The 12,482-nt window shown below is 65.0% G+C and carries 12 protein-coding genes; 7 read left to right on the forward strand and 5 right to left on the reverse strand.

What is annotated here, in order from left to right:
- Positions 1-113 precede the first annotated feature (113 nt).
- Positions 114-578 (reverse strand): hypothetical protein, encoded by a 465-nt coding sequence (locus IP91_RS05640; RefSeq protein ID WP_145647742.1) that lies wholly within the window; start codon positions 576-578, stop codon positions 114-116.
- Between the two features lie 305 nt (positions 579-883).
- On the reverse strand, positions 884-2,284 hold the full coding sequence (locus IP91_RS05645; protein WP_199754493.1) for an aminotransferase-like domain-containing protein: 1,401 nt from the start codon (positions 2,282-2,284) through the stop codon (positions 884-886).
- A 180-nt stretch (positions 2,285-2,464) separates the two neighbouring features.
- Here IP91_RS05645 and IP91_RS05650 point away from each other — a divergent pair, with 180 nt between their 5' ends.
- Entirely contained in the window at positions 2,465-2,704 is a 240-nt protein-coding gene (locus IP91_RS05650; protein WP_145647743.1) for a hypothetical protein, read from the forward strand.
- A gap of 265 nt (positions 2,705-2,969) precedes the next feature.
- On the opposite strand, the gene IP91_RS05655 is transcribed toward IP91_RS05650, so the two are convergent.
- Complete coding sequence (locus tag IP91_RS05655; protein ID WP_145647744.1) at positions 2,970-4,118, reverse strand: glutathione-independent formaldehyde dehydrogenase; 1,149 nt, start codon at positions 4,116-4,118, stop codon at positions 2,970-2,972.
- A gap of 317 nt (positions 4,119-4,435) precedes the next feature.
- Positions 4,436-4,717 (reverse strand): carboxymuconolactone decarboxylase family protein, encoded by a 282-nt coding sequence (locus IP91_RS26390; protein WP_229473907.1) that lies wholly within the window; start codon positions 4,715-4,717, stop codon positions 4,436-4,438.
- 68 nt (positions 4,718-4,785) lie between these two features.
- On the opposite strand from IP91_RS26390, the gene IP91_RS05665 reads away from it, so the two are divergent.
- Positions 4,786-5,679, forward strand: coding sequence for a LysR family transcriptional regulator (locus IP91_RS05665; protein ID WP_145647745.1), 894 nt, complete (start codon positions 4,786-4,788; stop codon positions 5,677-5,679).
- A 79-nt stretch (positions 5,680-5,758) separates the two neighbouring features.
- Here the strand turns inward: IP91_RS05665 and paoC are convergent, their stop codons facing one another.
- The gene (gene paoC, locus IP91_RS05670; protein WP_145647746.1) at positions 5,759-7,963 is read right to left on the reverse strand and encodes an aldehyde oxidoreductase molybdenum-binding subunit PaoC; all 2,205 of its coding nucleotides are present in this window, start codon (positions 7,961-7,963) and stop codon (positions 5,759-5,761) included.
- Positions 7,964-8,207: 244 nt separating this feature from the next.
- Here paoC and IP91_RS05675 point away from each other — a divergent pair, with 244 nt between their 5' ends.
- The 5 genes from IP91_RS05675 to arsH all read left to right on the forward strand — a co-directional run bounded on the left by IP91_RS05675 (position 8,208) and on the right by arsH (position 12,473).
- Entirely contained in the window at positions 8,208-9,203 is a 996-nt protein-coding gene (locus tag IP91_RS05675) for an alpha/beta hydrolase (protein ID WP_145647747.1), read from the forward strand.
- Positions 9,204-9,728: 525 nt separating this feature from the next.
- A complete protein-coding gene (locus tag IP91_RS05680; protein ID WP_145647748.1) occupies positions 9,729-10,043 on the forward strand; it encodes an ArsR/SmtB family transcription factor in 315 nt (104 codons plus the stop codon).
- Positions 10,037-11,317 (forward strand): arsenic transporter, encoded by a 1,281-nt coding sequence (locus tag IP91_RS05685; RefSeq protein WP_145647749.1) that lies wholly within the window; start codon positions 10,037-10,039, stop codon positions 11,315-11,317. The genes IP91_RS05680 and IP91_RS05685 overlap by 7 nt, the downstream gene beginning before the upstream one ends.
- Positions 11,318-11,326: 9 nt before the next feature.
- Entirely contained in the window at positions 11,327-11,755 is a 429-nt protein-coding gene (gene arsC / locus IP91_RS05690; protein ID WP_145647750.1) for an arsenate reductase (glutaredoxin), read from the forward strand.
- Complete coding sequence (gene arsH, locus IP91_RS05695) at positions 11,748-12,473, forward strand: arsenical resistance protein ArsH (protein WP_145647751.1); 726 nt, start codon at positions 11,748-11,750, stop codon at positions 12,471-12,473. Before arsC ends, arsH begins: the two co-directional genes overlap by 8 nt.
- Positions 12,474-12,482: the final 9 nt, after the last annotated feature.

Genomic DNA, 12,482 nt, shown 5'->3' on the forward strand with positions numbered 1-12,482 from the left:
ACTGTCGGAATATACCGACCGTCCTTGCCGCTCTTATCGCGAGACCGTCTTGGAATAGACCTGCCGCTGAACGCAGCTCGATACGGGAAGGCCGGAAATCCGGCCATTTCGTTTTACGCGCGGGTGTCGACGCCGATGGTTTCGCCCTGGGATTGCTGCATGATCTTCATGGCCGACTCCAGCATCTGGCGCGTGATATCGTCGTTACGCGAAAGCGCGCCCTCGATGCCCGCACGTACCTTCTGCATGAAATCCAGGCGTTCGCCATCGCTGGAAGCCTGCAGCCCGCCGCCGGTGCCGCCAACCACCGGCATTTTCATCGACATCGCCATGAAGGGCCGGCCTTCATCCAGCGACATTTTCCCGCTGCGAATCTGGTCATTGCTCCAGTCCTGCATTTCCTGGCGGGTCATGCTGGTAAAGTCGGCTTGTCTGGTGCCCTGCGCAACCGATTCGGACACGCCTGCCGCGGCTGCGGTCAGCGCGGCCGAAAACGATGCCGGGTTAACGCGGGCAGTCGTGGATGACTGCACGCTTCGACTCGCATAGAGGTGGCCGGTTGCAGTATCAATTTTCATCGCGACAGCTCCATTAAATTAACAGGAAACCTTGCACCGACCAGTGCAACCGTGGGCCGACCTTTTGGCCCCGCGGCCTTCGGAAAAATACGTCAATTTACCAGACCGCCAACCATTCAGTACCAGGAAAAGAACGACTAAAAGTTCATTTTTCGGTGTTTCACGCGATGGGCTGGTATCGCTTCAGGTGCGACGATTCCATCCATGCGGATTTTCAGATGAGCGATATAACCCTGGTGGCATTCGGAGACGTGCTCGCTTGGCGACTTTCCGGCACGCCCCTCCTTCACCGCATTCACGATCAGTCAGACCACCGCAGCGCTGAACGATTCGGGCCGCGATGCCAGCAGATGAGACAGCCGTTGCAGCCCCGCCTTCAAGCGTTCCCGGTCCTGGATGCTGCCCAGACAGATCCGGATGGCATTCACGGAAACGTCGCCGGTGGCGAATGCTTCCGCGGGCGTGACGGCGATGCCCGCGCTGTCGGCGGCCAGCGCGAACTGCGAGGCGGTCCAGTATGCCGGCAACGCGAGCCATACATGCAGCCCGTCTCCGCCGCCGCTGTACCGCCCTGCCAGTAGATCCCGCGCCATGCGGTGGCGCAGGCGCGCCTCGCGGCGTACACCTGCCATCAATGCATCGGCCGTACCGTCGAGGATCCACTGCGTGGCCAGTGCGGCCGTCAGAGGCGCCGCCATCAGCGCAAAGGATCTGAGCGCGACCAGGAACCGTTCGCGTTCCTGCGGGCTGCGCATTACCACGAAGGCCACGCGCAAGCCGGGCGTGAGGCATTTCGACAAGGTCGCGATGTACGACACCTGCTCCGGAGCAAACGTGGCGATCGGTGGCGGCGGCGCATCGGCAAGGAGCCAGTAGGGATCGTCCTCGACGATGCGTACAGCGCAGCGCCTGGCGATACCGGCCAGCGCCTTGCGCCGGCGTTCCGGCATGGTGCCGGCGGTCGGGTTCTGCAGGGTGGGATTGAGGTACACCAGCCTGGGCTTTTGCTGGCGGCAGGCTTCCTCGAGCATCTCGGGCACCATCCCGTGCTGGTCCGCTTCCACGGCCATGATGCGCCGGCCAAACTGGGTCGCTGCGGCGCGCAGGCCGGGATAACTCGCCGGCTCGGCCAGGATCACGTCGCCAGGCTCCGTCAGCGCCAGGATCAATGCGGCGATCGCAGCCTGCGCGCCCGGACAGACGACGACCTGCCGGAAGTCCAGCTGGCCGAACATCGGTGCGAGCCATTGGGCACCGGCCTTGCGGTCGGAGTCGCTGCCACCGCCCAGGTGGTACGTCATCAGCAACGCGCTATCGGCACGCAGCAGCACCTGGGACAAGCCCTGCTTGAGCATGTCGTCGAAGTCCACGCCGTCCGGCGGTGGCGGGGTATTCATGCTCAGGTCGAGGATCGCGGTCAGTTCGGCCTTCGGCGCGGCGACATAGGTGCCTCGGGCGCCGCGGCCCTCCAGCAGATTGCGGCGCCGGGCTTCGTCGTAGGCGCGCGTGACTGTCGTCAGGTCGACTTCGAGCTGTGCCGCCAGCCGGCGCTGCGGCGGCAGGCGGTCACCCGGCGTTAGCGAGCCGTCGACGACGGCTGCCTGCAACGCATCCGCAATCTGCAGGAAACGCGGCCCGCCTTGCGGTGCCAGGCGCGGCAACCAGATAGGTAAATCGCCATCTTGTATGGTTTTTAACTGGGACATTATGTCTCGATGTATGGAGATTGCTTTTGCGTAGAATGCCTCATAACGAGCAGCAATTCCATCCCGAGTGGCGGTCGCCGTTACGGTTGCTCCCCCACCCGCCCTCTACGAAGCGCGCCGTCGAATGCAATTGCATTGCCAACGTAGATAGTCAAACAATAGCCAGGAAATACTGAAATCATGGAATGGATTCCCATCGTCCTGGTGACGTTCAAGCTTCTCGTGCTGGGCACGGGCATGTTCTTTGCCGTCAAGTGGCATTACGACCAGGGGACAAAGGAGGAGGACAAGGAAAAGGAGCGGCGCGCGGTGCTGCGTGCCGCCGGGAAGGTGGCTGCGATCTTCCTCCTGGCGCTTGTGGCGCTCGGGCTGTTTACCTACTTCCTGGTCCAGAAAACCGGCCTGAACCTGAATTTGTAGGGACCGTATCGGTTGGGTAGCCGGCATCGCGACCGATAGCTGGCTGGGCTCGGATCCGACACTCCCACGCAGACACGCCGCCATCGGAGACCAGTTCGGCGAGCTGGGCGTGGCGATGAAGCAGGCAGGTGCGTTATGTCGACCGGCGCCGCCGATGAGCTCGTGTGAGCGCGGCGTGCAGCCAATGCTGAATTCTGATGGCACGCTCCCGCACCTGCCGTCGCCGTGCGGGAACGTGGCCTCGTGATGCAGTCAATGCCCGGCGTCAGGATCCCGGGTGCAGCACGACCTTGGTCCAGCCATGGTCGCGGACGTCGAAGTGCTGGTAGGCATCCGGCGCCTGGTCGAGCGTCAGCTCATGGGAAACGATGAACGAGGGGTTGGCACGGCCAGCGTGGATCAGGTCGCGCAGCTGCCGGTTGTAGGCCTTGACGTTGCACTGGCCGGTCGCCACGCGCTGCCCCTTGAACCAGAGCTTGCCCCAGTCGAGCGCCAGCTTGCCCTCTTTCTCCAGTTCGTCCGGGCCGTTCGGGTCCTCGGGAACGAACACGCCCACCACCCCGATCCCGCCGGTGAACTTGACGGAGTTGATCAGGTTGTTCATCGTGAGATTGGGGCGCTCCTGGCGGTGATGGTGGTGGTCGTGGCACTGGTAGCCGACGCATTCGCACCCCACGTCCGCGCCCTTCCCGTGCGTGAGGTCCATCACGCGCTGCACCGGATCCTCCTTCGAATAATTGATCGCCACCGCGCCGATCGATTCGGCCAGCTGGAGCCGGTCCGCATGGCAGTCGACCACCATCACGCTGCAGGCGCCCTTGATCATCGCCGAGTGCGCGGCCATCAGGCCCACCGGGCCGGCACCGTAGATCACCACCGCATCGCCCGGCTTCATGCCGGCCAGTTCCGTCGCATGCCAGCCGGTGGGAAAGATGTCGGCGCACATGACGTAATCGGTCTGCTTCTCCTCGGCGTCCGGCGGCAGTTTCAGTGCCATGAAATCGGCCCATGGCACCCGCAGGTATTCGGCCTGGCCGCCCGTCCATGGTCCCATGTCGGCGAACCCGAAGGCGCCGCCGGCCACGCCCGGCTCGTTCGCCCGCAGGCAATAGGCTGTCAGGCCGCGCTCGCAATTCTTGCAGTGGCCGCAGCTGATGTTGAACGGCAGGCAGACCCAGTCCCCGGGCTTGAGTCGCTCGACTGCCGGCCCGACTTCCATGACCACGCCAAGGTTTTCATGGCCGAACACCCGGCCCTGCTCGAAGTCGGTGCGGCCTTCGTACATGTGCAGGTCGGAACCGCAAATATTGGTGGTGGTGATCTTGACGATGGCGTCCGTGGGACGTTCGATCCTGGGGTCCGGCACCTCTTCGACTGCAACCTGGTGCGGCCCGCGATAGACAACGGCTTTCATGGTGTACTCCTGTAGTCCGCCAGCACGGAGTTTGCGCGAAGGGAAAGGGCAAGGCTGCGGCGCGGCGGTCGTTCGGTGAGCCCGCATCGGTACCTGCGGGAGGTTTGACCAGCTGGGCACCGGGGGCGGGCAAACAGGTTGATCCCAATGCGGGCTAGAGCACAGTACGCTAGCTGGCGTAAGGATAGTGGGGATGGGGAATTGGCAGCGCGGAAATGAAAGCTCGCTCGTCGTTGCAGCCGGTCGAGAGGGATGCAACGCATGCGGCACACGCGCGGGGAGCGGCCAGGCCCACGACGGCACGGTTCACCGCTGGTTCATGGTTTCGCCAGGACTGCGACAGTCACGATGCTGCGGTCGCGCGGCGCGAGACCGGGGCGCTTCCAGACGTCGCCCAGCAGCGGGTCCTGGGTGTAATGTTCCAATGCGGGTGCAACCATTTGATCCTCCTTCGTGGGTGGTGATGTGCTGCGGACGGGCGCGCTTGCCTGCGCGTGCGCGCGACCCTGCAGGCCCGGCACCGCCGCGCAGCACAACAGGACAGCGACGGCGAGCGACTTCCTTGCTACTCGGTACTTATCGAGCTTATTCTTCATCATTTACCTTCTCGACCATTTCAACTTGCCTGCCGCCAGCGGCTTCTCCAGTGTTTCTTCAGGATCCATCGATGGCCCGCGACGACATCAAAGACATTCAGGTATTCCTCGCAGTGGCACGGGAACGGAGCTTTACCCGCGCAGCCGCCAAGCTCGGCATGACCCAGTCGGCGCTCAGCCACGCCATCCGCACGCTCGAAAGCAGGCTGGGGGTGCGTGTGCTGACGCGCACCACCCGCAGCGTGTCGCCGACCGAAGCCGGTGAGCGCCTCCTGCACAACGTGGGACCGCGGCTGGACGAGATCGAAGCCGAAATCGCGGCCATCAGCGACATGGGCGACAACCCGGCAGGCACCGTGCGCATCACGGCGATCGAACATGTGGTGGACCACGTCGTGTGGCCACGTATCGCGCCCCTGCTGCGGCAATATCCCGACCTGAACATCGAAATCGGGTCGGAATACCGCATGGTCGACATCGCCGCCGAACGCTACGACATCGGCATCCGCTACGGCGACCTGATCGAACAGGACATGGTCGCCGTGCGCTTGACGCCCGGGGAGCCGATGATGATCGTGGGCTCGCCCGCCTACTTCGAATGGCACAGCAAGCCGGCGTCGCTCCAGGACCTCATGAAGCACAACTGCATCACGCTGCGCCTGGCCACCAGCGGCGGCCTGTACGCCTGGGAGCTCCAGCACCAGGGACAGCCCCTGGAAACCAAGGTGCGCGGGCAGGCCGTGTTCACGAGTTCCTATGCCATCCTGAGTGCCGCGCTGAGTGGTGCCGGCCTGGCCTTCCTCCCCGAAAGCCTGGCCGGGACCCACGTGCGCGAAGGGCGACTCCTCAGCGTGATGCCGGCGTGGTGTCCGCCTTTCCCGGCGCTGTATGCCTACTACACCAGTCGCCGCCACACCTCGCGCGCAGTGCAGGTGGTGATCGATGCGCTGCGGCTCAGGGTGTGAACACCGTTGCGGGGAACCGCTGGCGGATCATCACCGACCGGTGCCGGCCTACACGCTGGCACCACCACCAGGCAGCGCGTCATGCCGGCAGCCGATCGATCAACTTGTCCAGCGTGATCGGATAATCCCGCACCCGAACGCCCGTTGCGTTGTACACCGCGTTGGCAATGGCCGCCGCCACGCCACTGATGCCTAGCTCGCCGACGCCCTTCGCCTTCAAGGGCGCGATGGTGGGATCGGTCTCGTCGAGGAAGACCACATCCTGATGGGGGATGTCGCCATGCACGGGCACTTCATAGCCCGCCAGGTCATGGTTCACGAAAAAGCCATGCCGCTTGTCGACCACGAGCTCCTCCATCAGTGCGGCGCCGGCGCCCATCGTCATCCCGCCGATCACCTGGCTGCGCGCCGTCTTGGGATTGAGAATGCGGCCGGCAGCGCACACTGCGAGCATGCGTCGGAGGCGGATCTCGCCCGTCGCGGCATCGACTGCCACTTCGACGAACTGGGCGCCGAACGTCTGCTGCGCATATCGTTTGTCGAGCTCGCCATACTCCATCGTGTCTTCGGCGACCAGCGCACCCTCGCCCGCCGCCCGGGCCAGCGGTACGCTACGCCCGCCCTGGCTGACCTGGCCACGCTCGAACTGCGCATCGGCCAGATCGAAGCCAAGCTTGCGGGCCACCGCCTCGCGCAGCTTCACGCAAGCCGCGTACACGCCTGCCGTTGCCGACGCCGCCCCCCACTGCCCGCCCGAGCCGCTCGACTCGGGAAAGTGCGAGTCGCCAAGGCGCACGTTCACCTGGTCGAGCGGAAGGCCCATCATTTCCGCCGCTGTCTGCGCGATGATCGTATAGCTGCCGGTGCCGATGTCCGTCATGTCGGTCTCTACCGTCACAACGCCGTTGCGATCGAGCCTGACCCGGGCCGCTGACTTCGTGACAGGCGCGCCACGGATCGCGGCGGCCACGCCCATGCCCACCAGCCACTGCCCTTCGCGCCGGCCGGCCGGGACGTTCGACCGTTCGCGCCATCCGAAGCGTTCGGCGCCGACGCGCAGGCACTCGACGAAAGCACGCTGCGAAAAAGGACGCCGCGGGTCTTCGGGATCGACCTGGGTATCGTTCAGGATGCGGAATGCGACAGGATCGAGTGCGAGCTTTTCCGCCATCTCGTCCATGGCGATTTCGAGCGCCATCATGCCCGGGGCTTCACCCGGCGCGCGCATGGCGCTGCCTTCCGGAAGGTCGAGGTGCGCCAGGCGCAGGCGCGTCATCCGGTGCCGTCCCGCATACAGCAGCCGCGTTGCGGCCGTGGCTGCCTCCGGCCGCCCGCCCGCGAGGTTCCCGGACCAGCTCTCGTGCCCGATCGCGACAATCTTGCCATCCCGTGCAGCACCGATCCGAATGCGCTGGATGGTCGCCGGACGATGGGTCACGTTGTTGAACATGAGCGTACGCTGCAGCGTCACCTTCACCGGTCGCCCGGCATGCCGCGCGCCCAGGGCGGCCAGCACCGCATCGGACAGGATGGTGCCCTTGCCGCCAAAGCCGCCACCGATATAGGGCGACACGACATGCACGTTCTCCTTCCTGATCCCGAGCGTTTTCGCAATATCGCGCACACCCCAGTTGATCTGCTGGATGGAGGTCCACAGTGTCAGCTTGTCGCCGTCCCACGCAGCGATGGTGGCGTGGGGCTCCATCATCGCGTGCGCCTGGTCCGGCGTCGAAAAGGTTGCGTCGAGCTTCACCGGCGCCCTTTCGAATGCCTCCGCGAACTGGCCAACCGACGTTTCCGGCGGCGGCCCGAAGGCGCCCTGCTTCGGGGCACGCGCCGTGGCACGTGCCGCATCCAGATCGTATGCGCCCGCCGAGCGCTCGCTTCGCACTGCCACCAGTTGCGCGGCCGCGCGTGCCTGCTCGAACGTCTCGGCAACGACCAGCGCGACGGCCTGGTGATAGTGGTCGATGTCCGGTCCCGCCAGCGCCCGGGCGGCATAGAACTCGCCCTTGTCGAGCTTGCCGGCATTGTCGGCCGTGACCACCGCCAGCACCCCGGGCGCGGCGCGCGCCCGCGTGACGTCGATGGAAACGATACGCCCCTTTGCAATGCCCGCGCCGACCACGTAACCATAGGCGGCGTTGGGTGCGGCCGCGTGCTGTTCATAAGCGTAGGTGGCGGTACCCGTGACCTTGAGCGGCCCCTCGATACGATCGACGGGCTTGCCCACCACGTTGAGATTGTCGATCGGGTTCCGGCCCGCCGGGGTGTCGAATTTCATGCGGTTCTACCTGTTGGTTATTGCTCACGGGAGAACTTTAAGGCGATACGGACCGTGCACGTGGACGGTTGATTATTGGGGCTTATGAGGAAGATTCATGAATGGCTGCACTCCACCAACCCGCGCCTGCGCAGCGGGCCGCCCCGTGTATACCCCGTGAAATCGGTCCCGGGCACGCCGGGCAATCGCCGTACCGACTCATTACAATGTGAGCAGCCAACTACAACGCAGGATACCGAGCTCGATGACAAAGCTGCTTCTCGACGAACACGTGATACAGGCAGTGAGACGCTTCAACGGCCTGTTGGCGCGCATGCCGCGCTTCAAGATCCGCAACCGGTTCACGCCGCGCCTCATCCAGTCCCTCCTGCGCATGTCGCAACTCGGCGCCGACCGGAAGCTGGCGCGCGCCAACGTCCGGGTGGAACAGCACATCGCCAAGGATGGCGGCCTGTCGGTTCCGGTACGTGTGCTGCGCCCCGCCGGCGCTGCGTGCGGCGTGGTCCTCGACCTCCATGGCGGCGGCTGGGTCATCGGCAATCCGCAAATGAACGATGCGCTGAACGCGGCGCTCGTTGCCGATTGCCAGGTCACGGTGGTGTCCGTGGACTACCGCCTGGTCCCGCGCTTTCCGCTGCAGGCGGCAATGGACGATTGCCTGGCGGCTGCGCGCTGGCTGCTTGCGGGCGGACCCGGCGACGTCGATGGCCTGCCCGTCTTCTTCGTCGGCGAGTCGGCCGGCGCACACCTTGCCGGCACGGTGCTGCTGCGACTGAAGGACCAGCCGCAGTGCCTGGAACGGGTAGCGGGCGCCGTGCTGTACTACGGCGTGTACGACCTCGCCGGCACGCCGAAGGTACACGCGGCGGATGCCACGACGCTCGTGCTCGATGGCCCCGGCATGGCGGAGGCACTGCGTATGCTGACGCCCGGATTCAGCGACGCCGAACGCCGCGCGGCGCCGCACTCCCCGCTGTATGGCGATCTGGCCGGCATGCCGCCAGCGCTGATGTATGGCGGGGAACGCGACCCCCTGCTCGACGATACGACGTCGATGGCGCAGCGCTGGCGCGCGGTTGCCGATGTCGAGCTGCACGTGCTGCCGGAGGCGCCGCATGGCTTCCTGCATTTCCCGACGCCGCTGGGGCGTGTTGTGCAGTTGCATACCCACGCGTGGATACGGCAGCGGATTTCGGTAGTGCACAACGACCGCCGTGCGGGCGTCACTGCTGCGCTTTGAAGTGGGCTCGGCAGCGCGCGTCACTCTCTGGAATCTCTCCTGGGCAGGATCGAGGACTTTCTTCTTTTTTCGGGAAAAAATCGCTCCCAAGGCGATTTCTTTGCTGGCGGCAAGGTTGTCCGTAACATCTCCTGGAAGGAATTACCGGCTCGGTCTGGTTCCTCCTTAATGCCGTGCTTTACTGCTCCGGCGCGCATGCTCCAGGCTGCTCCACAGCGGCGAGAAGGGCGACGGAAATTCGTAAATACCTGTCCAGTATGGTGTCACCGCCATCCTGTACCAGGACAGCCATGGTGCGAGGCGGCGCCTTCTCTCGCGCCGTGCAGCGTCCAGCAACTCGTCGGCCAATCGTTCGGCGGCCTCGACCGATAACGTGTGCTCACTCATATGTCCTCCCAGTGTCGATCCTTGGACAATGCTGGCGGCTGCAGGTTCAACACCCGCAGTGGAGCAGACATTGATTGCTTCAAGTCGCACGAAATCACCTATAATTCGATAATTATCGAACTATCGAATCCACGCACCATGCAGACCGCCACCGCCCTGCCCGCGTTATCCGCCCTCGCCCAGGAAAGCCGCCTCGCCGTGTTCCGCCTGCTGGTCCAGGCGGGCCCCGAGGGTCTGGCCGCAAGCAGGATTGCCGAACATCTCGACATCGCGCCCTCCTCCCTGTCGTTCCACCTGAAGGAGCTGACGCATGCCCGGCTCCTGCTGTCACGGCAGGAAGGCCGCTTCGTGTTTTACTCGGCAAACATCGGCACGATGAATGACCTCATCGGCTTCCTCACCGAGAACTGCTGCGGTGGCGTGCCATGCGGCGTGGGACAGAAGACATGTTGATCGCGGCGCTGATCTTCGTCGCCACGCTGGCCCTGGTCATCTGGCAGCCGCGCGGCATCGGTATCGGCTGGAGCGCAACGGCCGGCGCCAGCGTCGCACTGCTGGCAGGCGTGATCCACGTGGCCGACATCCCGGTGGTCTGGCACATCGTCTGGAACGCCACCGGTGCCTTCGTGGCCATCATCGTCATCAGCCTGCTGCTGGACAAGGCGGGCTTCTTCGAATGGGCGGCGCTGCACGTGGCGCGTTGGGGAAAAGGCAATGGCAAACGTCTGTTCGCGATGCTCGTCCTGCTGGGCGCTGCCGTCGCCGCGGTGTTCGCCAACGATGGCGCGGCACTGATCCTCACGCCGATCGTCATCGCGATGCTGCGCGCGTTGCGCTTCCATGCCCGGGCCACGCTGGCCTTCGTGATGGCGGCCGGCTTCATTGCCGACACGGCCAGCCTGCCGCTGGTGGTGTCGAACCTGGTCAACATCGTCTCGGCCGATTACTTCGACATCGGCTTCGCGCGCTACGCGGCCGTGATGGTGCCGGTGAACGTCGTCGCCGTTGCCGCGACCCTCGGCGCGCTGCTGCTCTTCTTCCGCAAGGACATCCCTGCCAACTACGATGTGGCGCAGTTGACGCTGCCACGCGATGCCATCCACGACCGCGCCACCTTCGTCGCGGGCTGGTGGGTGCTGGTCCTGCTGCTGGTCGGCTTCTTCTGGCTGGAACCATGGGGCGTGCCGATCAGCGCCGTCGCCGCCAGCGGTGCCGTGATCCTGTTGATCGTCGCGGCACGCGGACATCGCATCGCCACCCGCGAGGTGCTGCGCGGCGCGCCGTGGCAGGTCGTCGTGTTTTCGCTGGGGATGTACCTGGTGGTGTATGGCCTGCGCAATGCGGGCCTGACGGCCCATCTGACGGCACTGTTGAACCGCTGTGCCGACTACGGCGTGTGGGGCGCCGCGCTGGGCACCGGCGTCATGACGGCCTTCCTGTCCTCGGTCATGAACAACATGCCGACGGTGCTGGTCGGCGCGCTGTCGATCGATGCGACCAGCACGCAGGGCGCCGTCCGCGAGGCGATGATCTTTGCGAACGTGATCGGCAGCGACCTGGGTCCGAAACTCACGCCCATCGGGAGCCTGGCCACGCTGCTCTGGCTGCATGTGCTCGACACGAAAGGCATCCACATCTCGTGGGGCTACTACTTCCGCGTCGGGATCGTGCTCACGCTGCCAGTGCTGCTGGTCACCCTTGCTGCCCTGGCCATCCGTTTAACCTGAGGAGACATCATGAGCGTCACCATCTACCACAACCCGTCCTGCGGGACGTCGCGCAACACGCTGGCCCTGATCCGCAATGCCGGCATCGAACCGACCGTGATCGAGTACCTGCACCAGCCACCGGACCGCGCGACGCTGGCCGACCTGATAGCCCGCGCAGGACTGACGGTGCGTGAAGCGGTGCGCCAGAAAGGCACGCCCTACGCGGAACTGGGACTGGACAGCCCGTCCATCACGGACGACCAGCTGCTCGACGCGATGCTCGCGCACCCGATCCTGATCAACCGCCCGTTCGTGGTGACGCCCACCCGCGTGCGCCTGTGCCGTCCATCGGAACTGGTGCTGGAGATCCTGGACGCGCCACAACGCGGCGCGTTCACGAAGGAAGACGGCGAACCGGTGATCGATGAACACGGGGAGCACGTGCGCCATGGATAAGCTGCTGAATCTACCTAAGCTGCCGAACATACGCGCGGACCAGCTCGATGTACCCGACCAGCGCAAGCTCGCACCGGCCGGCGACATGGACCATCCGCCACGCTTCCTGCTGCTGTATGGCTCGCTGCGCGAGCGCTCCTTCAGCCGCCTGCTGATCGAGGAAGCGGCGCGCCTCCTCACGCACTTCGGCGGCGACGTCAAGATCTTCGATCCGACGGAGCTGCCGATGGCGGGCAGCGTGCCGGAGGATCACCCCAAGGTCGTGGAGCTGCGCGAACTGTGCCTCTGGTCGGAGGGCCAGGTCTGGTGCAGCCCCGAACGCCATGGCGCCATCACCGCGGTGATGAAGAACCAGATCGACTGGATCCCGCTCGAACAGGGCGCGCTGCGCCCGAGCCAGGGCCGCACGCTGGCCGTCATGCAGGTTTGCGGCGGTTCGCAGTCGTTCAATGTGGTCAACACGCTGCGCCTGCTGGGACGCTGGATGCGCATGGTGACGATCCCGAACCAGTCCTCGGTGCCGATGGCCTACAAGGAGTTCGACGACGCCGGCCGCATGCGCCCTTCCGCCTACTACGACCGCGTGGTGGATGTGATGGAGGAGCTGTTCAAGTTCACGTTGCTGATGCGCGGCCGCGTGGACTATCTGACGGACCGGTACAGCGAGCGCAATGAGCGGGCGATGAAGAAGATCGATCAGCAGATCGGGAAGATCTGAGGAAGCGCT

Origin of the sequence: Pseudoduganella lurida, from assembly GCF_007830455.1 — a bacterium.
Classification (GTDB): Bacteria; Pseudomonadota; Gammaproteobacteria; order Burkholderiales; family Burkholderiaceae_D; genus Rugamonas; species Rugamonas lurida.